At 66.7% G+C, this 24,916-nt stretch carries 22 protein-coding genes; 4 read left to right on the forward strand and 18 right to left on the reverse strand.

Annotated features, from left to right (window positions below; all coding sequences use genetic code 11):
- Positions 1-28: 28 nt before the first annotated feature.
- The 9 genes from bcsA to ABQY64_RS17065 form a co-directional block, all read right to left on the reverse strand.
- Positions 29-2,173 (reverse strand): UDP-forming cellulose synthase catalytic subunit, encoded by a 2,145-nt coding sequence (gene bcsA / locus ABQY64_RS17025; RefSeq protein WP_349779428.1) that lies wholly within the window; start codon positions 2,171-2,173, stop codon positions 29-31.
- A 92-nt stretch (positions 2,174-2,265) separates the two neighbouring features.
- Positions 2,266-2,751 (reverse strand): hypothetical protein, encoded by a 486-nt coding sequence (locus tag ABQY64_RS17030; protein ID WP_211914255.1) that lies wholly within the window; start codon positions 2,749-2,751, stop codon positions 2,266-2,268.
- A gap of 28 nt (positions 2,752-2,779) precedes the next feature.
- Complete coding sequence (gene bcsD / locus ABQY64_RS17035; protein WP_211914256.1) at positions 2,780-3,235, reverse strand: cellulose biosynthesis protein BcsD; 456 nt, start codon at positions 3,233-3,235, stop codon at positions 2,780-2,782.
- A gap of 176 nt (positions 3,236-3,411) precedes the next feature.
- Complete coding sequence (gene pncB, locus ABQY64_RS17040) at positions 3,412-4,608, reverse strand: nicotinate phosphoribosyltransferase (RefSeq protein ID WP_016901868.1); 1,197 nt, start codon at positions 4,606-4,608, stop codon at positions 3,412-3,414.
- Between the two features lie 173 nt (positions 4,609-4,781).
- Positions 4,782-5,750 carry a glycosidase-like protein gene (locus tag ABQY64_RS17045; RefSeq protein WP_349779427.1) on the reverse strand — a complete coding sequence of 323 codons (969 nt, stop codon included), beginning with the start codon at positions 5,748-5,750 and terminating at the stop codon, positions 4,782-4,784.
- Positions 5,732-7,018: a hypothetical protein gene (locus ABQY64_RS17050; protein ID WP_349779426.1), complete on the reverse strand. Its 1,287-nt coding sequence runs from the start codon at positions 7,016-7,018 to the stop codon at positions 5,732-5,734. Before ABQY64_RS17050 ends, ABQY64_RS17045 begins: the two co-directional genes overlap by 19 nt.
- A 49-nt stretch (positions 7,019-7,067) precedes the next feature.
- Positions 7,068-8,975, reverse strand: a complete 1,908-nt coding sequence (locus tag ABQY64_RS17055) for a glycosyltransferase family 2 protein (RefSeq protein ID WP_349779425.1) — start codon at positions 8,973-8,975, stop codon at positions 7,068-7,070.
- A 13-nt stretch (positions 8,976-8,988) separates the two neighbouring features.
- Entirely contained in the window at positions 8,989-10,011 is a 1,023-nt protein-coding gene (locus ABQY64_RS17060) for a hypothetical protein (RefSeq protein ID WP_164741791.1), read from the reverse strand.
- Positions 10,012-10,141: 130 nt separating this feature from the next.
- On the reverse strand, positions 10,142-10,981 hold the full coding sequence (locus tag ABQY64_RS17065) for a glycosyltransferase family 2 protein (RefSeq protein ID WP_349779424.1): 840 nt from the start codon (positions 10,979-10,981) through the stop codon (positions 10,142-10,144).
- 355 nt (positions 10,982-11,336) lie between these two features.
- On the opposite strand from ABQY64_RS17065, the gene ABQY64_RS17070 reads away from it, so the two are divergent.
- The 4 genes from ABQY64_RS17070 to ABQY64_RS17085 all read left to right on the forward strand — a co-directional run bounded on the left by ABQY64_RS17070 (position 11,337) and on the right by ABQY64_RS17085 (position 16,304).
- Complete coding sequence (locus ABQY64_RS17070) at positions 11,337-12,497, forward strand: aminoglycoside phosphotransferase family protein (RefSeq protein ID WP_349779423.1); 1,161 nt, start codon at positions 11,337-11,339, stop codon at positions 12,495-12,497.
- Between the two features lie 32 nt (positions 12,498-12,529).
- Positions 12,530-14,695, forward strand: a complete 2,166-nt coding sequence (locus tag ABQY64_RS17075; protein WP_349779422.1) for a TonB-dependent receptor — start codon at positions 12,530-12,532, stop codon at positions 14,693-14,695.
- A gap of 199 nt (positions 14,696-14,894) precedes the next feature.
- The gene (gene pnuC / locus ABQY64_RS17080; RefSeq protein ID WP_349779421.1) at positions 14,895-15,470 is read left to right on the forward strand and encodes a nicotinamide riboside transporter PnuC; all 576 of its coding nucleotides are present in this window, start codon (positions 14,895-14,897) and stop codon (positions 15,468-15,470) included.
- A 105-nt stretch (positions 15,471-15,575) separates the two neighbouring features.
- Complete coding sequence (locus ABQY64_RS17085; protein WP_016901893.1) at positions 15,576-16,304, forward strand: UTRA domain-containing protein; 729 nt, start codon at positions 15,576-15,578, stop codon at positions 16,302-16,304.
- Between the two features lie 514 nt (positions 16,305-16,818).
- On the opposite strand, the gene ABQY64_RS17090 is transcribed toward ABQY64_RS17085, so the two are convergent.
- Genes ABQY64_RS17090 through ABQY64_RS17130 form a run of 9 tightly spaced genes read right to left on the reverse strand, consistent with a single transcriptional unit; the run spans position 16,819 to position 24,914 of the window.
- Positions 16,819-17,658, reverse strand: coding sequence for a glycosyltransferase (locus tag ABQY64_RS17090; RefSeq protein ID WP_349779420.1), 840 nt, complete (start codon positions 17,656-17,658; stop codon positions 16,819-16,821).
- Positions 17,655-19,979, reverse strand: a complete 2,325-nt coding sequence (gspD, locus tag ABQY64_RS17095) for a type II secretion system secretin GspD (RefSeq protein WP_349779419.1) — start codon at positions 19,977-19,979, stop codon at positions 17,655-17,657. Before gspD ends, ABQY64_RS17090 begins: the two co-directional genes overlap by 4 nt.
- Positions 19,976-20,767: a type II secretion system protein XpsN gene (gene xpsN, locus ABQY64_RS17100; RefSeq protein WP_349779418.1), complete on the reverse strand. Its 792-nt coding sequence runs from the start codon at positions 20,765-20,767 to the stop codon at positions 19,976-19,978. The genes gspD and xpsN overlap by 4 nt, the downstream gene beginning before the upstream one ends.
- Positions 20,757-21,410: a type II secretion system protein GspM gene (gspM, locus tag ABQY64_RS17105; RefSeq protein ID WP_016901906.1), complete on the reverse strand. Its 654-nt coding sequence runs from the start codon at positions 21,408-21,410 to the stop codon at positions 20,757-20,759. Before gspM ends, xpsN begins: the two co-directional genes overlap by 11 nt.
- The gene (locus tag ABQY64_RS17110; RefSeq protein WP_029219000.1) at positions 21,394-22,515 is read right to left on the reverse strand and encodes a PilN domain-containing protein; all 1,122 of its coding nucleotides are present in this window, start codon (positions 22,513-22,515) and stop codon (positions 21,394-21,396) included. Before ABQY64_RS17110 ends, gspM begins: the two co-directional genes overlap by 17 nt.
- Positions 22,512-23,363 (reverse strand): general secretion pathway protein GspK, encoded by an 852-nt coding sequence (locus ABQY64_RS17115; protein ID WP_102253417.1) that lies wholly within the window; start codon positions 23,361-23,363, stop codon positions 22,512-22,514. The genes ABQY64_RS17110 and ABQY64_RS17115 overlap by 4 nt, the downstream gene beginning before the upstream one ends.
- Positions 23,360-23,995: a type II secretion system protein J gene (locus tag ABQY64_RS17120; protein WP_016901925.1), complete on the reverse strand. Its 636-nt coding sequence runs from the start codon at positions 23,993-23,995 to the stop codon at positions 23,360-23,362. The genes ABQY64_RS17115 and ABQY64_RS17120 overlap by 4 nt, the downstream gene beginning before the upstream one ends.
- Positions 23,992-24,408, reverse strand: a complete 417-nt coding sequence (locus tag ABQY64_RS17125) for a prepilin-type N-terminal cleavage/methylation domain-containing protein (RefSeq protein ID WP_029218999.1) — start codon at positions 24,406-24,408, stop codon at positions 23,992-23,994. The genes ABQY64_RS17120 and ABQY64_RS17125 overlap by 4 nt, the downstream gene beginning before the upstream one ends.
- Positions 24,405-24,914 carry a GspH/FimT family pseudopilin gene (locus ABQY64_RS17130; protein ID WP_039525438.1) on the reverse strand — a complete coding sequence of 170 codons (510 nt, stop codon included), beginning with the start codon at positions 24,912-24,914 and terminating at the stop codon, positions 24,405-24,407. The genes ABQY64_RS17125 and ABQY64_RS17130 overlap by 4 nt, the downstream gene beginning before the upstream one ends.
- Between the last annotated feature and the right edge of the window lie 2 nt (positions 24,915-24,916).

Genomic DNA, 24,916 nt, shown 5'->3' on the forward strand with positions numbered 1-24,916 from the left:
GGAAAAAGGGAAACGGCAGGCGTCACGCTCACGACTCCAGATCCAGCGCGCGCGCCGGGCGGAAGCCCTGACGGGCACTGAGTGCGATATGTCCGCCCAGGCGTCCAAAGCCGCGCGCGCTGGCGCCCAGCACCTGGCCCATCGAGCGCCAGAACGAATCGCGGTCGTGCTGGCCCCACTGCGACAGCCAGATGTCGGCGCGCGCAAAGGTCGAGGCCACCAGCCAGCGCTCCTGTTCCATCGACATCGCGGTGAACTGCACGCTGACCTGGCCATCGCGGTCCTGGCGCACCACCGCCGGCAAGGTCTGCTCCACGCCGCGATGACTCAGGCCGATTTGCACCGGCAAACCCGGCTCGATCGGCTGCGGCTGGGCGAGCCTGATCGCCATGCCGCCGGTGGAAAAATTCAATGAGCGACTGGGCAGTACGCTGCCATCGGGCAGATACAGATTGACCGGGACATCCAGTGGCACCCGATGCGCGCTGCGCACCTGGCGGGTTTCGCTGGCGGTGGCGATGGTGGCGCCCAGCAGCACCATGTTGTAGAGCGTCCAGGCCAGGTTGAACCAGATCGTCTGCTGCTCACCGCTGCCGCCGACATAGATCAGGCGCAGCACGCCGGCAGCCACACCGGCCAGGTTGAGCAACAGCAGGAACAGGTACGGCTTGGCGATCTGCGCATCGAAATAACTGCGCGCCACCAGCCCGCCCTTGGGCGTGACATTGAACTTGCCCAGCTTGGGGTTGAGCAGCGCAACCAGGGTGGGACGGAAGATGTACCAGGCCAGCGTGGTCTCGTAGACCTCGTTCCACAGCAGATGGCGGAAACGGCTCTGCACCCGCAGGTTGGTCAGATTGGCCTGCAGGAGGTGCGGCAACGCATAGGCCAGGATCATCAACGCCGAGGCCTGGATCACGTGCGCGCCGAAGAACAGATAGGCCAGCGGCGCAGTGAGATAGATGATGCGCGGCAAGCCGTAGAAGAAATGCAGCATCGCGTTGAGGTAGCACAGCCGCTGCGAGAGCCTGAGCCCGCGCCCCAGCAGCGGATTGTCGATGCGCGCGATCTGCGCCATGCCGCGCGCCCAGCGGATGCGTTGCGCCACATGCCCGGACAGGCTTTCGGTGGCCAGGCCTGCAGCCTGCGGCACCGCCAGGTAGGCGGTGCGATAACCGCGACGCTGCAGCTTGAGCGCGGTGTGCGCATCTTCGGTCACGGTTTCCACCGCCACCCCGCCCACCTCTTCCAGCGCGCTGCGCTTGATCACCGCGCAGGAACCGCAGAAGAAGGTCGCATTCCACTGGTCGTTGCCATCCTGCAACAGGCCGTAAAACAGCTCGCCTTCGTTGGGCACCTTGCCATGCGTGCCCAGGTTGCGTTCGAACGGGTCGGGCGAGAAGAAATAGTGCGGCATCTGCACCAGGGCCAGCCTGGTGTCGCGCAGGAACCAGCCCATCGCCACCTGCAGGAAACTGCGGGTGGGAATGTGGTCGCAATCGAAGATCGCCACGTACTCGCCGCTGCATTTCTTCAGCGCGGCATTGATGTTGCCGGCCTTGGCGTGCGCGTTGTTGGTGCGGGTGACGTAGTTGATGCCGACCTCGGCACAGAAATCGCGGAACGCGTCGCGGCGGCCGTCATCGAGTAGATGGATGGTGATCTTGCCGGCCGGCCAATCGATCACGCTGGCCGCCAGCACGGTGGTGCGCACCACCGACAGCGGCTCGTTGTAGGTGGGAATGAACACGTCCACGCTCGGCCACAGCGACTGGTCGGCCGGCAACGCCACCGGCTTGCGATCGAGCGGCCACAGCACCTGGAAATAGCCCAGCACCAGGATCACGAACGCATACAGCTCCGCGCCCAGCAGGCCCAGACCCAGGATGAAATCCACCGCGCTGCCCACGCCCATGGTCTGGGTCATGCGCCACCAGATGTAGCGGCACGACACCGCCAGCGACATGCCCATCATTGTCAGGATCACCACCCGCCCGCCGCGCTTGCGCACCGCCAGCGCAACGGCGAACAGCACGCCGGAAAACACCAGTTGCTGGGTGACATCCATCGGCACGGCAACCACGAACACCAGCAGCAAGCCACCCAGCAACCATAGCGCCCAGGTCGCCAACGTGGGCAGCGGTGATCCGGAACGGAGGCTGGCAGCAGTCATCAGATAATCCTTCAAGCGTGGCGGCGTGCGGCAAAGCAAGGCGAAACAGGCGAGCGCAGCGGCGCTTGCCGAAAGTCACACGGTGGTGCTGATCAACGCGAGCGCAGTCGCTGCAGTGGGCTTTGCGTCGAGCTGGGCGCATCGGCCTGCAGCAGGCGCTGGAACAAGCGCTCCAACGGCGTCTGCGCCTGGCGCTCGCCCGGCTGCGCTGCAGGCGCTGCGGGCTCGTCGAGCTGGCGCAATTTGCGCAGCGGCGCGAGCGCATCGAGCGGCGAGCCTGCCGTCTCTTCGACAGGCACTGACCGGTGCGCCGCCGGCACTGCCTGCACGGCAGGCAAAACGTCAGGCACTGATGCCGCGGGCGCCGGCAGCGGCGCTGGCGTCTGCGCGGTGTCCGTCGCAGCGGGGGTCTGTTCGACCGCTGCCGGGACCGGCGCTTGCGTCACTCCCAGCCTGCGCGGCGGCAGCTGGGTGTGGGCGAAATCCTGATAGCCCTCGCTCGCCTGCGTCCCCAACCGCGCGAACAGGCCGGACACATCGTCATGCCCGGATGCTGCCTTGTTGTTCTTCGGTGCCATCACACTCCCCTTGCCCGACTTCAGCCGTTCATGCCGTCCGCATCAACACGAAGTTGCGCAGATCGACGCTGTCGCCTGGCGCGGTCTGCACCGCCAGGCCTGCCAGCATCCCCAATTGCTGGAACCATCCTTCGTACACGCCCTGCAGGAACCCATCGCTCCATGCCGCACCATCCAGTGCCACGCTCAACGGCGCGCTGGCGTGCTGAATCCGCACGTGGTCGGCGTGTTCGTGCATCGCGCACTGGCCCCAATCGCAGCGCTCCCACACTGCGTTGGCGGCTTGCTGCATCTCGCCCAGGGTCGTGCAGTGCGCCAGCCGGTGTTCGCGCGCGAAGCGCCGGCCGATGCGCGCCATCAACGGCGCCAGATCATCCTCGGGCAACTCGGCGCCGAACTCGGCGGCCATCGCACGCACAAAGCCCAGCCACTGCCGGGAGCAGCTGCGCGCGCGGTACAGCGACAATGGGTCGGGTGCAGTCATTGAGACGTCGCGCGAAAAAGGGGGCCGTACATCAACATCGCGTGCATCAGAAGTGAAGCAAGCGTGATGCCAATGTTAACGAACCCATGCGGCCAACTGAGCGCTGCATCGCATTTTTTTCGGCCATTCCCTGACAGCTCTGTCAGGCCTCGGCACAAGCTGCCGCTACACGTCAGTCACTGCCGCGGGTGGTCACCCGCTTCCGGCATCGGCGGCAGGCCGAACACATCGCGCAGATAGCGCAGGTAACCAGCGTCCTCGCACATGCTCTTGCCCGGCGAGTCGCTGAGCTTTGCCACCGGCTGGCCATTGCAGCGGACCATCTTGATCACGATCTGCAGCGGCGTCGGCCCCAGGTCGTTGGTGAGGCTGGTACCGACCCCGAACGCCAGCCGGCAACGCGTATGGAAGTGCGCGTACAGGCGCATCACCTTGTCGATGTTGAGGCCATCGCTGAACACCAGCACCTTGGTCGCGGGGTCGATGCGGTGTGCCTGCAGGTGGGAGATGACGCGCTCGCCCCATTCGAACGGGTCGCCCGAATCATGCCGCATGCCGTCGAACAGCTTGCAGAAATACAGATCGAAGTCGCGCAGGAACGCGTCCAGCCCGACCACATCGGACAGGGCGATGCCCAGATCGCCGCGGTACTCGCGCGCCCACGATTCCAGCGCAGCCACCTGCGAATCGCGCAGCCGCGGCCCCAGCGCCTGGAACGCCTGCAGGTACTCGTGCGCCATCGTGCCCAGCGGGGTCAGGCCGTAATGCTTGGCGAAATACACATTGCTGGTGCCGACGAACTGCTCGCCCAGGCCATCGCGCAGCAACGGCAGCAGCTCACCGTGCCAGTGCCGCGAATAGCGTCGCCGGGTGCCGTAGTCGGCGATCTTGCAGCCGGCCGGCATGCTGCGCAGGCTGCTCACCTTCTCGCGCAGGCGGCTGCGGCCTTCTTCGTAATCCGGCTCGGAGGTGTTGCGGAACCACACCTCGTTGATGATCGCCAGCAACGGCACTTCGAACAGGATGGTATGCAGCCACGGGCCGCGGATGGTCAGCTCGATCTCGCCCGGGTGGGTGGTCGATGCCGACAGCTGCAGGTATTTGCGGTCCAGATGGAACAGCGCCAGGAAGTCGGCAAAGTCCGGCTTGATGAAGCGCAGGCCGCGCAGATAGGCCACTTCGTCCTCGCGCAGCCGCAGCCGGCACAGCGCATCGATCTCGCGCGAGATCTCGTCGATGAACTGGGCCAGATCCACGCCGGGCGTGCGGCACTTGAAGCGGTAGTCGACCTGCGCGGCCGGATGCTGATGCAGCACCGCCTGCATCATGGTGAATTTATACAGGTCGGTGTCGAGCAGCGAATGGATGATCATGCTGCCGGATTATGCCCGCAGCGGCGATCGCGCTGCGTGCAAATCCGATGCCCCGGGAGGCGGTGCGCTGCGCAGCGGCAGTGCGCCTGGCGATTTCCCTTGCCGCTTCGCCCCGGCAAGTCACCTCGGCAATTGCGCCCGGCACTTCCTTGGAGAGTGCCAGGCGCCATCGCTCAGCGCGCCAGCACCTGCTGCGCTGGTTTGCCCTGCACGGTGAAGTCGCTGTCGCCCGGGCCACCGGCCTTGGGGTCGGTGTACCAGCACCACAGCGCGATGCCTTCCACGCCATGCGCCTGCAGCACCTTGCGCCACTGCTGCAACACCTGCAGTTGCAGGCGGGTGTCCACTGCAGCGGCGCGTTGCTCCGGGCTCTCCCAGGGCGCGGCCAGGCTACCGCGTGCAGAACGCAGCCCCAGCTCTGCCACCCACACCGGCTTGCCGACGCGCTGGCCCAGTTGCTGCAGGCGCTGCGCGGCGGCGTTCATCTCCGTCGTGCGCGTGCCGGCCGCTTCGGACAGACGCGGATACAGGCTGGTGCCCACCGCATCGAACAAGGACCAGTAGCGGAAGCTTTCGGCGTGCTCCATGCCGTCGGCCACATACAGCAGCTTGCCGTGGTAGACCTTGCGCACTTCCGCCACCAGACCGGGCCACTGCGGCGCGTCCTGCAGCTTGCGCAGTTCGGTGCCGATCACCAGCGCTTCGGCGTGCTCGTCTTCGGCCAGTCTGGCCAACGGCAACAACGCGTTCTGATACGCGGCAAACCAGGCTGCCTGGTCGGTGGGCGCGGTGTCGCCGGCCCAATGCCCGGGGATCCACACATGCACCTTGAGCGTGGCCTGCAGGCCGGCGTGGTGGCTCTGCCGCAACGCGGCGCGCATGGCCTCCACGCTGCTGTCGCTACCCAGCACCGGGTCGTTCGACTGCGGGTTGGCCTGCCACACAAACGCGACCAGCAGCGCCTTGCTGGCGCCGGTCTTGGCCAACGCGTCCAGCGACTGCCCCGCCGCCTCGCTTTCCCACGGCGCATTGGCCGAGACCTTGACGTTGGCGCCCATCCACGTCGATGCATCCGCGTTGCAGCCATTGACCAGCATGCACGCCCCGACCAGAAACGCGGCGCTCAGAACGCGTTTGAACATGTGGCGGATGCCTCGGTGGTGGACGCGGTCGTGGTAGGCGCGCAGTCCATTGCACCGATGACCGCAGTGTTCTTGTCCGGCTGCACCATTGCAGCAGTGGCAGCAGGCGTGCTGGCACCGGCAGCGAGCTGCGTGGGTGCGGCCACATTCGCGGCAGTCGCAGCTGTGGGCTGCGCCTGCACAGCGTCCGCTGCCGGCGTCGCCAAGCCGGTCGGCAACGATACCGGCGCGCGCATGACCACCGCCTCGCCCTGCAGCAAGGATTGCGCATCGGCAGGCGCCGCACGCATCCAGCTGCCCCAGCCCTGCGGCTGCACCCAGGCCGCACCGATCAGGCCCAGCAACAGCAGGCCAGCGGCCTGGCTGCGCTGATCGGCATGCAGTGCGCGCAGCAGCAACGCTACCGGCACCCACAGCAGCAGCAAGGCGTCGAACCCGGCCCAGCCGAAGGCGAACGACAACGCCGCCGCACAGATCACGGTGCCGGCACTGGCCAGCACGCCGCGCGTGAGCGCACTGCTGCGGCTACGGGCCAGCAACGCCAGCACCGGGAAGCAGACCACCGCCGCCACGCCCCAGCGCACGGCCGGCAACCAGCCTTGCGCATGCTCGGCCAGCGGCAACGGCAGCGGATGCGCACCCTGCCCGATGCTGGACAGCGTCGGCCACGGTGCGTTGAACACGGTCAGATTGACGTAGGCCCACATGCCGACCAGAAACGCGAACGGCAGATAGCACACCAGGTAGAACGAACCCGGCGCCTTGCGCAGCATCTGCGGCGGCATCACCAGCAGCAGCCACGGTGCCACCATCGTCGACAACGCCAGTGTCTGCAGGTCCAGGCACAACAGGATGCACAACCAGCCGGCGATGCGCAGATAGGTGAAGGCCTCTACCGGCGTCTGCAGGCGGCGCAGGGTGCGGCACAAGCCGTAGAACGCCAGCAGACCCACCGCCTGGCTGCCGCCTGCGGCGATCGGCAGCAGGAACAGTGGATTGCAGCCCACCAGCAGGGTCAAACCACTGGCCCAGCCGCGTCCGAACACACCGGCCAGATCGCGCCATAGCAGCGACAGGAACAGCGCGTTGGCGGCCACTGCCAGGAACGGCCAGACCTGGAACGGCAGGTTCCAGCTGTCCAGCCCCAGATTGATCGCCCACGACAACAGACCGGTTGCCGGCAAGCCGGCTGCTGGTGCGATTGCCGGTGCGGCGGAGCCGACCGACTGCAGCAGCAACGGCTGGCTCAGCAGCGACATGGCCACCACGGCAACCAGAAACGCCGGCAGCCCGCTGTGACGACGCGAAACTGCCGACTCACTCTTCGAGTGCGGCGCGGCGCTCGTTTTCCGAATGCTTGCTGATGCCATGAGTGGTCTTCTCCCAATAGAACGGATTGTGGATCAGCTGCCAGAGACCCTTGTAAGCGGCGATCGACTGCAGCGCCCAATAGAACGGCACGGTCAGCGCGTAGGGCGCCAGCTTGAAGTAGTCGCGTTTGAACGCAGCCACCAGCGTGATGTAGATGAAGAACGCATTGGCCAACAACAGATTGACCAACGACACGGTCGCCAGCCACGGCGGGAAAAAGCGCTCGAACGCGGTTGTCCCGGTGACTGCCCAGACCACATACAGCGCCCACAGCACCGGCACGCCCAACGCGGTGAAGAAACCGCCGCCAATGAAGAACTGAAAGCCCCAGAAGCCCTTGAACCCGGTGCTGCGATACAGATGCACCGGGTCGCGCATATGCACCAGCCAGGTCTGCATATAGCCCTTGAGCCAGCGCGAACGCTGCCGGATCCAGTTGGGAATGCTGACGTTGGCTTCTTCGAACGTGGTGGAGTTGACCACGTTGACGCGGTAGCCGTTCTGGATCAGCCGCACGCCCAGGTCGGCGTCTTCGGTGACGTTGTACGGGTCCCACGCGCGCACCTGGCGCAACACATCCAGACGGAAGTGGTTGGAGGTACCGCCCAAGGGAATCGGGATGCGCAGGTATTCCAGCGCCGGCAGGTAGAAGTCAAACCAGAGCGTGTACTCCAGCGTGAACATCCGCGTCAGCCAGTTCTCGTCGGCGTTGTAGTAGTTCAACCGCGCCTGGATGCACACCACATCCTTTTCCGCCTTGCGGAATGCCGCCACCACGCGCTTGAGCTGATCCGGCTCGGGCTTGTCTTCGGCGTCGTAGATGGTGAGCAGTTCGCCACGCGCAAAATGCAGCGCGTAGTTGCAGGCCTTGGGCTTGGTCTTGGGCTGCGACGGCGGCACCCGGATGATTTCGAAGAACGCCTCCAGGCCGAGTTTCTTGGCGGCCTCGATGGTGTCGAAATCGTCCGCCTCCAGCACCAGCTTCACGTCGAGCTTGCTGATCGGGTAATCCAGCTTGCGCAGCGCGTTGGCCAGGATTGGCAGGACTTCCGGCTCCTTGTACATCGGCACCAGCACGGTATAGACCGGCAGGTCGTCATCGCGCAGCGCGGCCACTTCGTCCTCGGTGACCTTGATGTCGATGCGGTGGCGCGAGCCGAACCACACCAGCAACAGCTTCAGCCCGAAGGTCGCCAGAAAGCCCAGCGCCACCAGCACGTTGACGGTGATCAGGGCCGGCACCGGGAACAGCACCATTGCAATCACCAGCACCGCGGCGATTGCCCACAGCGTGAACTTCTGTCCGCGCGTCACCACCTGGCGCGCCGAATAGGTCGGCGCATGCGCGGCGAGCAGGTTCAGTGCGTTGTCGGTGAGCTGCTCGTCGGCGTAACGCTGCAGGCTCCAGATGATGTCGAACTTGGCGGTGCCGACAAAACGCACGTCCTCGCCATAGTGCGCACGCGCCCAGGCAAACACCGCCGAGTCGGGATCGGCCACGGCCAGCACCAGCACGCCGTCTTCGCGACGCCACGGCAGCAGCAGGCGCTGCGCGTAACTTCCCAGATCGCCGGGAGTGAGCAGTTCCGGATCCGGCGGCTGCTGTACCAGATCGATGAACTCAAGGCCGAAATGCGCGGCAACGATGGCGTAGAACCGCTGCGCCGGCACGCCGCGCTGGGCCAGGATCACATCGCCCAGGCGCGAGTTCCAGCGTTGCTGCAACGCCAGCGCAGAACGCAGCTGTTCGTCGGTGATGACGCCTGCCGTGACCAGCGCGCGACCCAATAGACCGCGTTCGCGGCCGATGTCCGGTGCTCGTCCCAGCGCGTCCATTTCGCAGGTGACCGTCATTGTCGTGGCGTCCTTAGAACCGCCACCAGGCGGCCACGAATGGCCCACCTGCGGCGCCGGTGTTGCGGCCCATGACGGGCTGCTGATATCCCACCTGCCACTGGCTTCCGCCCGGCGCGGTGTACAGCGTGGACAGCTGCAGCTTGGTGAGGTCGTAGTTGGTGCCTGTGGCGACAAAGCCGGAATCGCCAGGTGTCGAACCAACGACAAACGCGTCGTTACGCCCGTTACCCAGGCCCTGGATCACGTTGACTTCGCCAAGCAGCAACCAGCTTGGGGTCAGGCTCAGGCCGGTGGACGCGTCCACCCGCACTTCGTCGGAAGCGGCACTGCCGCGCAGGCGCACCGCGCCACCCAGATCGACGTAGCCGTTGCGCCCGCCCAGCGTGTAACCACGGCCGCGGCTGTAACGCAGCTCCAGGCCGTAGTCGCCGAGGCCGAGCGCGGGGTCGCGCCCAGGATTGTTCGGGTGATAGGTCTTGCTACGGCCATAGGCCGGGATGCTGACCAGGGCCTGCACCGAGCTACGCCAGACATCGTCGGCCGCGCTTGGCAGTGCGTAGCGCAGGCCGATCTCCTGATCGGCAAAACCGGTGGTGCTGCGGCGTGCCCGTCCGGGCGCATTGTTCACCGGTTCGTCGTTGTTGAAACCGACTTCGGTGAAATAGAAATTGCCGATGAAGCTCAGCGTGTCGCTCAGGCCATGCTCGACGTAGACATTGAGCTGGTCCTGGCGGCTGCGTCCGTTGTTGCCGAAATCGCCACGGTGATGGGCATCGTCGAACCAGCCGGTGCCATCGCTATGCAGCGCCTTGACGATCACCAGGGTGTCGCCCTGCGGCTGGGTCCAGGCGCCTGCCACGGCCGTGTCCGGCAAGGCCGCCATCAGGCAGCTCAGCGCGAGCGCCGACAGCGCAGCCACCGGTACGCGGCGAGCGATGGAATCAAGAGAAGAGGGCGAGACAACCGGACTGGACTGCAGCGCGGCGGCGCACGGCTGACGTACCCGCAATTGCGGGTCGTTCTGTAAGGACATTTGCACGATTCCTGATGGGGGACCCGGAAGGGACAGGAAGCTAGTGATTGATCACACTTCGAGGCGAAACGTATCACAGTTAAGTGCCGCCACCCATCACTGATTTATCACAAATTTAACGCGAGCGAGCTCATCTCTTTTGCAACAATCGCGGCACCTGGGCGGCGGCGTGGGTCCAGATCGCCAGCCATACGCCAAGCCGGGTGAGCAGCCCCCGCTGGCCCGCCTCGAACTTGCGGAAATAGCGCCACAGGCCGCGGTGTTTGTGCCACTCGACAAAGAACGGCCGCGCACGACTGGACACGCCGCGCACGTGCACGACCCGTAGATCGTTGGCCACCGCCACCAGCGCGCCGGCCTGACGCGCACGCCGGCACAGGTCCAGGTCTTCGGCATGCAGGCGGTAGGCGCCGTCCCAGCCGTCAAGCCGGTCGAACAGGCTGCGTTGCATCAGCATCAAGGCGCCGGAGATGGCGTCCACCACCTGCAGGGGCACAGACGGATCGGCCGGCACCGCCAGCTGGGCGGCAGCGCGCGGCGCGCGCAGCATCGCGGCAAAATCCGGGTCACGGCGACGCACCGCGGCATCCGGCTGCCCGTGCTCGTCCATCTGCTCCACGCCCAACAGCACCGCCGCGTGCCCGACCGCGCGTGCGCACAGCTGCGCCAATGTGTCGCGCTCGACCATCAGGTCCGGGTTGATGAACACCAGCCAGGGCGCCTGCGAGTCGCGCGCGCCCTGGTTGCAGGCGCTCGCAAAACCCGGGTTGTCGGGATTGGCGATGAAGTGCAGCCGCGCATCGGCCAGCGCATGCCGCTGCACGACCTCCAGGGTGTCGTCGCTGGAGGCGTTGTCGACCACCCGGATCTCGCTGATGCCCTCGGCCGCGCGCAGCCGCGACAGGCACGCATCGATGGTGCTGCTGCTCTGATAGGTGACGACAACGGCGGCAATCTGGACGGGAGTCATCCGGCCATTATCCGGTGCCGGGGCGGCGCAACGCCATCGTGCGTCTGCCAGCGCCGACATGGCGGCTGGCAGCAGCAACAGGCATACTGCGCGCCCGGAACCGCCCAGCGGTTTTGCGCAGGCGCCGCCCACGGCGCGCCCCACATTTTTAGTGTCGAGATGACGGCCAGCGACCTTTCGGTGTTGCGCTGCCTTTTCATTCCCTGCAGCGCAACCGCCTGATGGCGGGCGCGCCGCAACGACGGCCTGGCAGCGCCGTCCGTGTTGTCGCCGGCGCGCGCGCCGGGTCCGCTGCTTCGGCACCGATCGACTGGTCTATACCACTGATCCGCACCGCATTGCCGGAGCCGGGCGCATGAGCACCTCGCATCAGGTGCATGGCATGAGCCTGGAGCTGGCGCTGCCGGACTGGCCGGTGTTGACCGCCGACGAAATCCGTCGCGTGCTGCAGCACTTTTCCGCTCCCGTCGGTAGCGAACTGATTCGCTGGCATAGCGCCCGCCCGTTTTCCGCCGCCGCCTGCGTGGACACCGCCAGCGGCACGCTCATCGTCAAGCGACATCACCGCAGCGTGCGCAATGTCGCCGCGTTGCGCGAAGAGCACGTCTTCATGGCGCATCTGCGCTGGGCCGGCGCACCGGTGGTCGAGGTGCTGCACGATGCCGCGGGCCGCACCGCCCTGGCCGACGCGGACTGGGTCTACGAAGTGCAGCGCGCAGGGCTCGGCCAGGACCTGTATCGGGATGCCTTGTCGTGGACGCCCTTTACCAGCGCCCCGCATGCGTCGGCGGCGGGTGCCGCGCTGGCACGCCTGCATCTGGCAGCACAGGGGTTCGATGCGCCGCCACGCCGCAGCAGCGTACTGGTGGCCAACCTGGCCCTGTTCGCGCAGGCCGACCCGCTCCGGGCGGTGGAACAGGCCTTGCTGTCGCGCCCCGGCCTGGCCGCCGATTTTCAGGACCGGCCCTGGCGCCGCGACCTGACCGACCACCTGCTGCCCTGGCACGCCCGGGCCTGGCCGGTGCTGTCAGCGCCTGGCGCCCTGCCGCCGCTGTGGACGCATGGCGACTGGCATGCCTCCAACCTGCTGTGGCGCACGCACGACGATGGCGACGTCGAGGTCAGCGCGGTGTTCGACTTCGGCCTGTGCGACCGCAGCTTTGCGATGTTCGACCTGGCCACGGCGATCGAACGCAATCTGATCCCATGGTTGAACCTGGATGCGGGGCAGCGCGCGCAGCCGCAGCTGGAGCAGCTCGACGCCTTGCTGGACGGCTACGCCCGGCACTACGCACTGGGCGCCGCGCAGCTGCGGCAGCTGGCGGCCTTGCTGCCGATCGTGCATGCCGACTTCGCCCTGAGCGAGATCGAATACTTCGCCGGCATCACCCGCTCGGCCGACAACGCCGATATCGCCTATCACCGTTACCTGCTCGGCCATGCGGACTGGTTTGCCAGCGCCGATGGCCAGCGTCTGCTCGATCATCTGCACGCACGCGCGCGCCGGTTGCCATGAGCGTTTTTCCTTCTCCTTTTCGAGCCCTGCGCATGCACCTGTCCGCCCCCCTGCCCCACCGCCGCCCGCTCGCGCTTGCACTTGCGCTGTGCATCGCCACGCCTGCCCTCGCGCAGCAACAACCCGGTGCCGAGGCAGTCGAGCTGGATGCGGTCAACGTGCGTGGCGAACGCATCGACGCCAACACGGCCTTGACCGGCTTCGGCGCCACGCGGCTGCTGGATGCGCCGGCCTCGATCGCGGTGATCGAGCGCCAGCAATTGCTCGACCGTCAGGCACGCGTGCTCAGCGAGGTATTGCGCGCCGATGCCTCCGCCGGTGACGCCTACGCCCCGATCGGCTACTACGAGAATTTCGTCGTGCGTGGCTATTCGCTCAACGCCGCCAACAGTTACCGCATCAACGGCCTGAGCGCGGTGGGCGAGCAATCCATTGCACTGGAAAACAAGCAGCAGGTGCAGATCCTCAAGGGCCTGGCCGGGCTGCAATCGGGTGTCAACGAACCGGCCGGACTGATCGACTACCGCACCAAGCGGCCCGAGCACGTGCGCAGCGTGACCCTGGGCACCGACGAGCAGGGCTCGCGCTATGTGGCCGCCGACCTGGGCGACTGGTTCGGCGCCGAGCGCAGTCTGGGCCTGCGCGTCAATGCCGCGCGCGAGGACATCAACAGCTATGTCGACCACGCCGACGGTTATCGCAATTTCCTGTCGCTGGCCGGCGACTGGAAGATCAGCCCGCAGTCGCTGCTGCAGCTGGATGTGGAGTATCAGCATCGCCAGCAACGCTCGGTGCCGGGTTATCAACTCTTGGGCGGCACCCAGGTACCGCGCGACATCGATGTGCATCGCCTACTCGGCTACCAGCCGTGGTCGCGGCCGGTGGAGATGGATTCGCTCAATGCGCAGCTGCGCTACGCCTACCAATTCAACGACGACTGGCGCGCCACCGCTGAAGCGTCACGCAGCCGTTCGGTGATCAATGATTTCTCCGCGTTCGCTTGGGGCTGTTATGGCGCGATCAGTTGCGCCGACAGCGTCACCCCGAATTTCTTCGGCGCGCAAGGCGAGTACGACGTCTACGACTACCGCAGCCCCGATGACACCCGCGTGCACGATCAACTGCGCGCCACGCTGGAAGGCCGTGTGCTCACCGGCACGCTGGATCACCGCCTGAGCATCGGCGGCGACTGGCTACGCCGCACCATCGATCGCTTCGGTTCGGTCAACGAATTCGTCGGCAGCGGCAGCATCGACCGCGACCCCGAAGTGTTTGCACAGACCGACGTCGCCCTGGACCCGAAGCAACGGCGCCTGGACAGCCGCCAACGCGCCCTGGTGGTCGCCGACCGGATCGGGCTGGGACCGCAATGGGAGCTGTCGCTGGGCGCGCGGCATGTGCGCCTGGACGAGCGCAGCTTCGACCGCGATGGCGTGCTTGAGCGACGCACGCGCAAGGACACCCTGCTGCCGCAGGCCGCGCTGCTGTTCAAACCGCAGCAGCAGGTATCGCTGTACGCCAGCTACGCCAAGAGTCTGGCCGCCGGCGGCACCGCCCCGTGGTTTGCCGACAACGCCGATGAGATCCTGCCGCCGACCAATGCCTACCAGCTGGAGACCGGCGCAAAATTCGAGCTCGACGGCCTGCGCCTGGGCGCGGCGCTGTTCGACATCCGCCAGGCCTACCAGTTCACCCAGCCGCAGGCCGATGGTGGCCTGCGCTATGTGCAACAGGGCCGCCTGCACAACCGCGGCCTGGAGTTGTCGGCCGATGGCGCGGCAACCGAGCAATTGCGCGTGTTCGCCAGCGTTGCCGCCATCCGCGCCCGTGCCGAAGACACCGACATTGCCGAGTACGAAGGCCATCAGGCCATCAACGTGCCCAAGCTGCGCGCCAGCCTGCAGGCCGATTACAGCGTGCCCGGCATCGATGGCCTGGCGCTGCTGGCAGGCGTGCAATACAGCGGGCGCAAGTTCGCCGACCGGCTCGGCAACGCCAGCGTGCCGGCCTACACCGTGGCCAACCTGGGCGCGCGTTACGCCACCGCGCTGGGCGGCCTGGCCACCACCTGGCGCTTGAACGTGGACAACGTGTTCGACAAGCGCTACTGGCGCGATAGCGGCGAATACCAGGGCGATGCGTACCTGTTCCCGGGCGCGCCGCGCACGGCGCGTCTGACCGTGCAGGTGGACTTCTAAACGCAGCCGATGCGGCCATGCGATCCGCTGACGTCCGAGCTGCACGGGTTACGCGACAGCGCTGCTGCGCGGGCCGAGTGCGCTGCAGGTATCGGCTGCAGGCGGTGAACGCGCTCGGCCTGCTCGCACGGTCGCGTTGAACTGTTCTGCGTCCCTGCCCTCGATCCCTCTTCCATCAGACATCTTCCCCAGACCTTCCATGTCATTGCTCGAATCTGCCGCCGTCGTGATCAACCTGCTCGGTGTCTGGCTGACCGCGCGGCGCATTCGCTGGTGCTGGCCGGTCGGCATCGTGGCGGTGGCGCTGTATGCCTGGCTGTTCTATCAGTGGAAGCTGTACTCGGACATGCTGCTGCAAGGCGTCTACGTGCTGACCCAATTGTACGGCTGGTGGCAGTGGCAGCGCGGGATGGCCACACAGACACGCATTCGCCCGTTGCCGATGCCGCAGGCGGAACTGTGGATCTCGCTGTGCATCGGTGCCGTGTTCGCTGCCACACTCGGTGCCTACATGCATCACCGCACCGATGCCGCACTGCCGTGGCTGGATGCGGCGCTGGCCAGCTTCAGCCTGGTCGCCAGCGTGTGGGCCGCACGCAAGCGCATCGCCAACTGGATACTGTGGGTCGTGCTCGATTGCGTCTACGTGGGCGTGTTCGTCAGCAAGGGGCTGTATCCCACCGCACTGCTGTATGCAGGCTTCGTGCTGCTGGCGCTGTATGGATGGCGCAGCTGGAAAACCCAACAGCAGCAGAACCTGGCAGGCCTTGCCTGAGCCACCTGCAGTTTGCGGGCGCGTTCTTCTTTACCATCGCCGCATGCACCTCTCTTATCTGACTGCCTTGCACATGCGCCGCAGCCACCATCGGCGGATCGCCGCATGAGCGCGTCGCGCCAACACGCCATCACCGAAATCGTCTCCGCGCAGATCGCCGCAGGCGAATGGGGCCCGGATCAACGCCTGCCGGTGGAGCGCGAGCTTGCCGAACGCTTCGGCTGCACCCGCATCACCTTGCGTGAGGCCTTGCAGCAACTGGAAGCGCAGGGCCGCATTTACCGCGAGAACCGGCGCGGCTGGTTTGTCAGCGCACCGCGCGTGCGCTACGACCCCACCAGCATCGCCGGTTTCATGCAGTACGTGGCGGCGCAAGGGCGCAAACCGCGCACCGAGCTGTTGAGTGCCACCCGACAGGCGGCCGGTGCTGCCTACGCCGCAGCGCTACGGCTGGAGACGCCGTACGAAGAAGTCTTCGTGCTGCAACGCCGGCGCTGGATCGACCGCCGCGCGGTGCTGCTGGAAACCAACGTGGTGCTGGCCGCCTGGGCGCCGGGCCTGCTGGAGCACGACCTGGCCGGCTCGCTGTCGAGTGTGTTCAACCAGAAACTCGGGCTGTTCCTGAGCCGCGCGCAATTGTCGATGCATCCGGCCGGGCTAGACGCCGCGCAAGCCCTGTTGCTGCAGTCCACCACCGGCACACCCTGCTTCCGGCTGCAGCGGATCAGCTTCGCCGAAGACGGCCGCGCGGTGGAACTGGATATCGAATCCTGGCGCCACGATGCGCTGGATGTGGTGGTACGCACCGAGGCACCGATGCGGTCGGCTTCTTGAGCGGCTAACAAGACGACGTCACGTCAGTCACCGCCCCTGCAGCCTGGCTGCAGGGCCCTTGCCCGCCCACCATCGCGGGACACGCTGCAAGTACGTCCTTGTAAGCTCTTACGCGGCATCCATGCCGCGTAAGGTCCCGCGACGGTGGGCGGGCAAGGACCAGTCGAGATGGTCGGTGTGCATGTTTTCAACAAAGCAACCGACTCACTCTCTGGTGCGGTGTCCTCGCCGATCGCGGGACCGTGTGGCGGCATGGATGCCGCCACACGGTCCCCAGGGACGGGTTCACGGCGTGTCCCGCTAGCGGTGAGGGCAGCGCGCCCTCGACCCACTCGGCGTTTGACCTGGACTTCCCTTAGCATCCATCAACATAGGGCCGACAAAGCCACTGCACTCACCGCAGGGCGAGTAGTCGTCAGGTTGCATAGGACAGCGCTCAAGAACTGCACTGTACGAGTCCACCGAACATCGACTGCGCCCGCCTGACGGTGAGCATGCCGCTTTGGCAGCTGTTCTACGCGTCAAATAGCCTGCGTTGTGGATCCGGCGGCGGTAAATCGGCTAGCAACTGCGCGAGTTGATCGCGCTGCGCACGTAGCGGGTCGTGCATCAGGAAGTTGGCCAGGCGTGCGTGCCAGGCCGGCCAGCGTGTGGCCAGTGCATCCATGTCGCCATCGGCAGGGCGGCCTTCGTGCGGCGAGGCGACGAAGGCGGTGTCGCACAGCACGTTGCGCCAGCCCAGGCCAGCCATGCGCAGGCTCAGGTCCACCAATGCCGCATACCAGGAGCCATAGCTGCTGGCGTCCAGGCCGCCGGCCTTGCGCCGCGCGCTGCCGCGTAGCAGCACCGCGTGGCCGATTGCCGACGGCAGTTCCGGATGCAGTAGCGGCATCGCCGCGCACGCAGCGGCGAGCCGCTCCGGCGCGGCAGGCATCGGATTGAGTTCGCCCAGGCGTGGCCAGCTGCAGGCTTCGCCCACATTGCTCCACGGGGTGGCGGTGGCGATCGCCGCATCGCGCGCAAAGCAGGCGTCGAGCTGATTCAACCAACCCGGCAGCGGGCAGGCATCCACACCCAGCACCACCACATCGGCATCTCCGCAGCCGCTGAGCATTTCGTCCAGATGGGCCACCTCGCCGAGCATGCGCTGACGACGGGTGTGATGCGCCTGCAGCCGCGTGCGCGCCAACCAGTGCTCGATCACCGCGCGGCCACGCGGGCCGGCCTGCGCGTCGTCGGCCAGCCACACCCGCGTGCCGGCGGGCGTGGCGGCATCCAGTGCGCCCAGGCAGGCATCCAAGGCCTCGTCGTCGGTGCCGACCGGCACCAGCACGACGGGCAGTGCCGCACTCATTGCGGCTTCTGGCTGGGTTTCAGCGGCTCCATGGCCTTGAACTTCTGACCGTATTCGTCGGTGAGATTGCGCGCTTCCTGCGGGTTGCGCACGATCGACGGGGTGATCAGCACGATGACTTCGCGGCGAGTGTTGTTTTTGCCTTTAGTTCCAAACAGCGCACCTACTACGGGCAACTTGCTGAGGAACGGAACGCCGTCGCTGGTGTCGGTCGTGCTGTCGTCGATCAGACCGGCCAACATGATGGTGTCACCGCTCTGCACTGCGGCCTCAGTTTTGACCCGACGTGTATTGATGTCGACATTACAAGCTGCAGCATTGACGGTTGCCGTTGCTGACGTACACGCAGCTGGACGGTCGCCTGGACTGCTGACTTCTTGAACTATATCCAAAAACACCATTCCATCCTTGGTTACGCGTGGACGCACTTTCAGAATCACGCCCGTGTCGATGTATTGAACTGAAGAGAAGCTGCTGTCGCTACCAAGACCGGTATTGATGGAAGTCGAGTTAATTGCGATACGCGAGCCGACATTAAGTGTAGCCTCGGCATTGTTTCGAACAAATACCGATGGCGTTTGCAACAGGCGGACATTGGTTACACGGTCCAGCGCAGTGATTATGGCCGCAGCATTCTTGCCGAGAAAACTCCAAGCAACCCCTCCACTACCAACTTTCCCAGCGATGTCACCCCAGATGTTACGTCCCGCTGCATTTGCAAGACCAGCACCCAGACCGATACCCGTTCCATTGGTCAGACCGCCATCGGTCGCGGTTGCCGGTGCATTTACTGCATTTTCAAAATACCAGTTAACGCCGTAACTCAGCGCACCAGTCAAATTCACCTCGGCCACCTGCGCTTCGATATGCACCTGCATCGGCATCACATCGAGCTTTTCGATGACGTCGCGGATCGAATTCCACGACTGCGGCGTGGAGCGCACCAGCAAGGTATTGGTCTCGGCCACCGCCGACACGCCGACCTTGTCGCCTGCCACTTCCAGCGTCACCGCGCCATTGCCGTTGCTGCGCGGCGACAGTTGCAGGCTGCCGTTGCCCAGTCCACCGCTGCTGCTGCCACTGCCACTGCTGCCGCCGAAGCTGCTGCCGGAGGAGCTGCCATCGCTGCTCTCGCCGATGCTGCCGCCGGTAGTGCCCGAGCTGCCGCCCATGCTGCTGTCGCGGTTGCCGGCTACGCCGCCAAGCACGCTGGTTTCCGAGCCCGGGGCCAGCGAGGCGTTGGAGTCGCTGTTGTTGCCGCGCCCACCGAACACTTCCGACAGGCGGTCGGCCAGATCCTTGGCCTTGATGTACTTCAACTCGTACGAGAACAGCCGCACGCCGCCGCCGGCGCTGTCGATGCGGTCCAGCCACTGCTGGATCTGGTCCAGGTAGCGCGGCTGCGGGGTGATCACCAGCACCGCGTTGGCGTTTTCCAGCGGCATGAAACGGAACATGCCGGCGCTGGGCGTCTTGCTCTGCTCGCCGAACACCTTCTCCAGATCGGCCGAGACCTTTTCGGCCTTGCCGGACTGGATCGGGAACACGCCCACCGACATGCCGGACAGCCAGTCCACGTCGAAGATCTGCACGGTGCGCAGGTAGTTCTCCAGCTCGGCGCGGGTGCCGCCCAGGGTGATCACGTTGCGCGAGGGATCGGTGCCGACGATGGCGTTCGGGCGCGCATAGGGCTCGAGCACCTTCTTCATTTCGCTGGCGGAGATGAACTTCAACGGCACCACGCGCACTTCGAAACCGCGCGCGGCCGACGGCGATGCGGTGCTGGGCGCGACGGTACCGGCCAGCGCCTGGTCGGCCGGCACGATGTTGTAGCGGCCGCCGCTGAACACCATGCGCGCGTTGTTCCAGCCCAGCACCATTTCCAGCAGGTTCAAGGCCTGCGCCGGCGAGACCGGATTGGGCGTGGCCAGGGTCACGGTGCCCTGCACGCCGGGGGCGATGACGTAGTTCTGCCCGAGCATGTCGCCCAGGATCGCCTTGACCACCGCCTGCACCGATTCGCCTTCGAAGTTGAAGGTGGCGCTGCCACTGCTGGCCATGCCCAGCGTCGGTGCCGGCGCGCTCGCCGCGCTCTGGTTGATCATGGTGCCGCTGCCACGCCGGATCACCGGGGTGGGCTTGGCGCTGGCATTGCCCTCGGCGCGTTGCTCGGCGCTGGTCTGGGTGGCGCCGGCGGCGCCGACTTGCGGGTCCAGGCGCGCGTCGCGGCGCACGTCCGGCGGCGGAGTGGTGGCGCAACCGGCCAGCAGGCCGATCAGCAGGGACACGGGAAACAGGCGCTGCGTCATGCGTTCACTCATTGGGTCTGACCGGGGGTAGAGCCGCTCTGGCGCTGCTGTTGCAGCTGGCGGCGTCGGGCTTCGATACGTTCGCGGATGGCGCGCATCTGATCATCGGAGGGGCGTGGGGCTTCCTGGGCGCCATCGCTGCGCTGCGGCGGCACCGTCGGCGGTGTCTGCCCACCGGGCTGCTGTGGCGGCGTGGCGGGCTGGGTCTGCGGCGGCTGCGTCGGTGCGGCCGCGGCGGCATCGGGCGACGGCAACGGCGGCATGGCGCCGGCAGCGCCGCGCGCGCCCGCATTGGCGGTGGGCGGTTGCCCGCCCAGGCCGTTGAACACGTGCAGCTCCAGTGTCTGGGTGCCGCCGGGGCCTTCGATGGTTGCGCTGCGCGGCTGCAGGGCGAGCAGGCGCCAGCCCTTGACCGCTTCGCCGCCCAGCTGCACACGCACCGAATCCTGTGGATCCAGCGTCAGCGTGGCCATCTTGAAGTTGTCCGCCAGCAGCACGCCGGTCAGGCGCACCGTCGAGGCGGCGCTGCTGCCGTCATTGCCGGACAGGAAGAACGGATGCGGCAGGCGGTCTTCGGCGAAGGCCGGATGCGCGGCGATCTCCGAATATTTTTCGAACGCGCCCAGCCGTTCCGGCGCCGGTGCCGGCAAGGTGGGCAGGCGCTGCACCAGCGCCGGGTCGTCCGGCAGCAGCTCCACGCGCTTGCCCAGCCCGGCCACCGCCAGCACGCACACCAGCAGCGCCCAGCCGACCACGGTGGCCAGCAGCCAGGTGCGCAGGCCGATCATGTCAAGGCGCATTGCTGGCCTCCGCGGCGTCGGGGGCGGCGGGCGCGGCGTCGGTGTTCAACGGCGCGGCGCTGGCGCCAGGGCGCAGGTAGCCGGCCAGTTCGAAGGCGATGTCCAGGCCGTTACCGCTTTCGTTGGGCGAGAGTTGGTAGCGCTGCGCCATCACGTTGAGGTTGTCCACGAACAGGCGCGGGGTGCCGTTTTCCAGGCTGTACAGCACCGAGGCCAGCTCCGGCGTGCCGCAGCGCAGGCGCACCTGCACCGCAACGCGGGTGAAGCGGTCCTTGCTTTCCGGCTGTAGCGGCGAGCGGTTGCTGATCGCGCAGCTGCGGTTGCCGGGGCTGGCTTCCACCACCGCGCGTTCCAGCCGCTGCACCAGGCCGGCCGAAGCCAGTTCGGCCGAGGTTTCCGGCAGGAAGCCCGGACGGCTTTCCAGGGTCTGGCGCGCCTGGCGTAGCCGTTTGCTGACTTCCGGCGCCTGCTGCAGTTGCACGCGCACGCGCAGCTCGCGCTCGCGCAGCGCTTGCAGGTCGTCCTGCACCGCGATCATCGGCTGGGTGAACCAGGGGTGCACCAGCACCAGATAGGCCACGCCGATCACCAGCAACAGCAGGCCCAAAGCGATCCAGCGATCGCGCTTAACGCTGCGTGGCATCGGCCGCCTCCTTGGCATCGGGGCCGGCCAGTTCGGCGGTGATGGTGAAGCGGTCGACGTTGCGACCGGCATCGCTCTGCAACACGCCGGTCAGCGAGGGCGTGCGCCACAGCGGCGAGCCTTCCAGGCGCCGCACCAGCGAGGAGGCTTCGTTGCTCAAGCCGATCAACTGCAATTGCCCACCTTCGACCGAGAATTTTTCCAGGTAGGTGCCGCCCGGCAGACGCCGGCTCAGTTCGTCCCAGATTTCCACCGAGGTGGGGCGGGTGGCGCGTTGCTGCTGGAAGAAGTTGGCCCCTTCGACCAGATCCAGCAATTGCTGGCGTTCGGCGGCGACCTGGCGCGCACGCGCGGCGTTGGCCTGCACCTTGGCACGCAAGTCGTCGGCGGCCTGGCGGCGGTTGTCCAGCAGCAGCCAGCCGGCCACGGCCAGCAGCACCAGTGCGGCGGCGGCCAGCAACAGATTCCAGCGCTGCATCGGGTCGCTGCGCCGCAGCCGCCGCGCCGGCGGCAGCAGGTTCACGCCCAGTGGCAGGCCCTGCGCATTGGCGACATCGATGCCGGACAAGGCGCTGGCCCATGCGTCGGGCACGCCGTCCGGGCCATCGATCAGGCGCCGCGGCACCACCACCAGTTCGGCATCGAGCTGGCCGTCCTCGCGCACGTCCAGCACGCGCGCATCGAAGTACACCTGGTCGGCAGTGAACGGGGTTTGCCGATCGATCTCGAAGCGCGCCACATCCTGCAGCCGCGCCGCTGCCGCAGCAGGCAGGCGCAACGGACGACGCAAGGCATGCGCGGCCGGCAGCAGCCAATGCCGCGGCAGGCCTTCCAGCGCGGTCGGCAACAAGGCATGGACTTCCTGCGGCTGCACCGGCCACGGCAGGCTGGCGATGGTCTCGCTGCTGTGATCGCGCTGACGCAGCAACTGCAATGCCTGCCCATCGGGCTGCAACAACAGCCGCGACGGCGACAGGCCCAACTGCCATTGCCAGCGCTGCGGCAGCCAGGCCAGCAGCGATTGTTGCCACCAACGCCAGAAGCCTCCGGCTCCCGGCATGGCGCGTACGCCGATACGACCCAAGGTGTCCCGCCATGCGGTCATTGCACTGCTGCTCCCTCTTCCCAACGCAACACGGTATATGCCGACCCAGGTAATGCGGACGCACTGGTGGAGACCACCGCCCGCAACACAGCCTCGCGTCCCTGACTCAGTCGCGCCCGGCTCTCGATACTATAAGTGTCCGACCCACCGACCGTCGCCTCGCTGCCCGGCAAACCCGGCGGCGCGTCACGCTGGGCCAGCAGTTGCCGCGCATCCAGGCCCATCGCGGTCAGCACCGGGCCCGGCGCAAAGCGCGCTTCGGGGCGCGAGCGTCCGCTGTACAGGGTGAGGTTGGGCAATAGCTTGCGATACAGCTCGCCATCCATTCCCAGCACCAGGCGCAACTCGCCCAGCGTTTCAAACGGGCCATCCTTGGCGCCGTACGGCAATCCGGCATCGGCATAATCGCGATCTTCCGCGCCGCCGCCGGGCTGGCTCAGCGAATCGCCATCGCGCCAGTCGACGATCGCACCGGCAATGCGCGTATCGCGGCCCTGTTCGCCACCGACCGCGCGTATCAGGCCGGCCAGCAGCGCGGGCTCGGCCATGTTCAAGTCCACCTTGCCGCTTTCGTCGGTAATGCGGATCTCCACCGTGGCATCGTCCATCTGCCAACGATAGCGCCGGCCGTCTGCAAGCCAGCGTGCCTGGGTGTCGGTGCTCTGCAGGCGGGACAATGCGTATTCCAGCCCGGAGCGCGCATATTCCTGCGCCTGCGCGCCATTGCGCAGCATGCTGCCCTGCAGTGCTTCCACCCGCGCGGTCAGCGCGAATGCGCCGATCATCGCGGTGAGCAGCGCAATCAGCCACAGCACCAACACCAGCGCGGCACCGCGCATTGCGCTCATTGCCCTGCTCCCGGGTTGCTGGATTGCGGCAAGGCCACCACCAGCGGCGGCCAGGCGGCACCGCCGCTACGGATCTCGATGCGCACCAGCAACGGCAGACGGTCGTGCCATTCCCACTGCGGCAACCATGCGCTCAGGCGGCCGCTCTGCGGATCCATGCCGCGATACCGAAAGCTCACCTGCTGCACGTCTTCGGCAAGTGTTTCCGGCGGCAGCGTGGTGCCCTCTTCGATCGACTTGCCCGATTGCAGCATGGTCAATGCGATCCGTAGCGTGCGCTGTTCGCCATCGCCGGCCACCGACAGATCGTGCAGGTACGGCCCGCCGCGGCCCAGGTAATCCGGTACATCGGCGGCAAAACGCAGACGCTGCGGCTCGCCGATGAACAGCATCGGCTGCTGGCTCTGCGGGTCGATGCCCATCGCGATCGGCAGTGCCGCCGCCAGCCGCCGGCGCAGAAATTCTTCCACCGCACGCACGCGTTCGCTGCGCTGGGCGATCGCCTCGCCGCGCTGGCTGACCGCGCTGGCCGAGCGCAAGGTGGCAAACGCCAATGCCAGCCCGCCGACCAGCAACATCGTCGCCAGCAATACTTCGATCAAGGTGAAGCCGGCACTGCGCGAGCGACTCATGGCGCGCTGCCCGGCTGCGCCGCAGCCACCAGCCGCAAGGTGCGCCACTGCAGGACCTGGTTGGGCTGCTCGCCCCAGCGCACCACCAGGGTCAGCTGCAGCAGCGTGTGCGCGCCGGGGGAGACCGGCGCCTGCGGATTGCGTCGTGGTTCGTCGTACGGGCGCACATCCATCGACCAGCGGAAATGCCCGTCTTCGAAGGTGCCTTGTTGCTGCTCGGGCACCAGCGGCTTATCCATGCCCTGCGCTGCCAGCAACGACTGCGCATGCAAGGTGGCGCGCGTGCTCTCGTCGGCCGCACGCACCTGACGCGCGGCACCGGACAGCGATCCCAGCAACAGGCTCAACGCCAGCGCCAGCAACGCAAAGGCGACGATCACCTCGATCAGCGTGTAACCGCGCTGGCGCTTCATGGCGCCGGCGTCCGCAACTGGCCGGAACGCACTTCGCCGGTGATCCAGCCCACGTCCACGCGCCAGGTCGCGTCCTTGACGCGCAGATCGATGCGCCCGCCGGTGGAGGCGCCATCGGGGAAGAACTGGATGGCGCCCTGATCCTGCCGCGACTGCACCTGCCGCGCGCCGGTGAAACGCACCTCCAGCGACGACGGCAGATCGCCGTGATGGCCGCCGGGTGCTTCCCAGCGGCGCTGCTGCGGATCGATCAGAAACCGCTGCGGCGTGCCGGTGGCAATCGCCTGCGTGCGCGTATAGCGCAGCTGAGAGGCGATCGCCTTGCCGGCGGTGCGCAGGCGCATGCCGTCGATCCCGCCATTGAGCGCGGCGGCGGCCAGTACGCCGGCCATCGCGATCAGGGCGATGACCAGCAACATCTCCAGCAACGAACTGCCACGCGTGCGGGGACGACCAGGGCCGACCACTCCATGCGGATGACGCAACGGCTGACACGCAACGCGCATGG

Origin of the sequence: Xanthomonas sp. WHRI 7065, from assembly GCF_040203115.2 — a bacterium.
Classification (GTDB): Bacteria; Pseudomonadota; Gammaproteobacteria; order Xanthomonadales; family Xanthomonadaceae; genus Xanthomonas; species Xanthomonas arboricola.

Excerpts from the sequence above, each read along its gene's own strand:
- pnuC (WP_349779421.1), top strand. The coding sequence starts at position 14,895 with ATGTCATTGCTCGAATCTGCCGCCGTCGTGATCAACCTGCTCGGTGTC.
- pncB (WP_016901868.1), bottom strand. The coding sequence starts at position 4,608 with ATGATCATCCATTCGCTGCTCGACACCGACCTGTATAAATTCACCATG.
- ABQY64_RS17045 (WP_349779427.1), bottom strand. The coding sequence starts at position 5,750 with ATGTTCAAACGCGTTCTGAGCGCCGCGTTTCTGGTCGGGGCGTGCATG.
- ABQY64_RS17125 (WP_029218999.1), bottom strand. The coding sequence starts at position 24,408 with ATGAAGCGCCAGCGCGGTTACACGCTGATCGAGGTGATCGTCGCCTTT.
- ABQY64_RS17110 (WP_029219000.1), bottom strand. The coding sequence starts at position 22,515 with ATGACCGCATGGCGGGACACCTTGGGTCGTATCGGCGTACGCGCCATG.
- ABQY64_RS17065 (WP_349779424.1), bottom strand. The coding sequence starts at position 10,981 with ATGACTCCCGTCCAGATTGCCGCCGTTGTCGTCACCTATCAGAGCAGC.
- ABQY64_RS17115 (WP_102253417.1), bottom strand. The coding sequence starts at position 23,363 with ATGAGCGCAATGCGCGGTGCCGCGCTGGTGTTGGTGCTGTGGCTGATT.
- ABQY64_RS17030 (WP_211914255.1), bottom strand. The coding sequence starts at position 2,751 with ATGGCACCGAAGAACAACAAGGCAGCATCCGGGCATGACGATGTGTCC.
- ABQY64_RS17090 (WP_349779420.1), bottom strand. The coding sequence starts at position 17,658 with ATGAGTGCGGCACTGCCCGTCGTGCTGGTGCCGGTCGGCACCGACGAC.
- ABQY64_RS17055 (WP_349779425.1), bottom strand. The coding sequence starts at position 8,975 with ATGACGGTCACCTGCGAAATGGACGCGCTGGGACGAGCACCGGACATC.
- ABQY64_RS17060 (WP_164741791.1), bottom strand. The coding sequence starts at position 10,011 with ATGTCCTTACAGAACGACCCGCAATTGCGGGTACGTCAGCCGTGCGCC.
- ABQY64_RS17075 (WP_349779422.1), top strand. The coding sequence starts at position 12,530 with ATGCACCTGTCCGCCCCCCTGCCCCACCGCCGCCCGCTCGCGCTTGCA.
- bcsD (WP_211914256.1), bottom strand. The coding sequence starts at position 3,235 with ATGACTGCACCCGACCCATTGTCGCTGTACCGCGCGCGCAGCTGCTCC.
- ABQY64_RS17085 (WP_016901893.1), top strand. The coding sequence starts at position 15,576 with ATGAGCGCGTCGCGCCAACACGCCATCACCGAAATCGTCTCCGCGCAG.
- gspM (WP_016901906.1), bottom strand. The coding sequence starts at position 21,410 with ATGCCACGCAGCGTTAAGCGCGATCGCTGGATCGCTTTGGGCCTGCTG.
- gspD (WP_349779419.1), bottom strand. The coding sequence starts at position 19,979 with ATGAGTGAACGCATGACGCAGCGCCTGTTTCCCGTGTCCCTGCTGATC.
- ABQY64_RS17070 (WP_349779423.1), top strand. The coding sequence starts at position 11,337 with ATGAGCACCTCGCATCAGGTGCATGGCATGAGCCTGGAGCTGGCGCTG.
- xpsN (WP_349779418.1), bottom strand. The coding sequence starts at position 20,767 with ATGCGCCTTGACATGATCGGCCTGCGCACCTGGCTGCTGGCCACCGTG.
- bcsA (WP_349779428.1), bottom strand. The coding sequence starts at position 2,173 with ATGACTGCTGCCAGCCTCCGTTCCGGATCACCGCTGCCCACGTTGGCG.
- ABQY64_RS17120 (WP_016901925.1), bottom strand. The coding sequence starts at position 23,995 with ATGAGTCGCTCGCGCAGTGCCGGCTTCACCTTGATCGAAGTATTGCTG.
- ABQY64_RS17130 (WP_039525438.1), bottom strand. The coding sequence starts at position 24,914 with ATGCGCGTTGCGTGTCAGCCGTTGCGTCATCCGCATGGAGTGGTCGGC.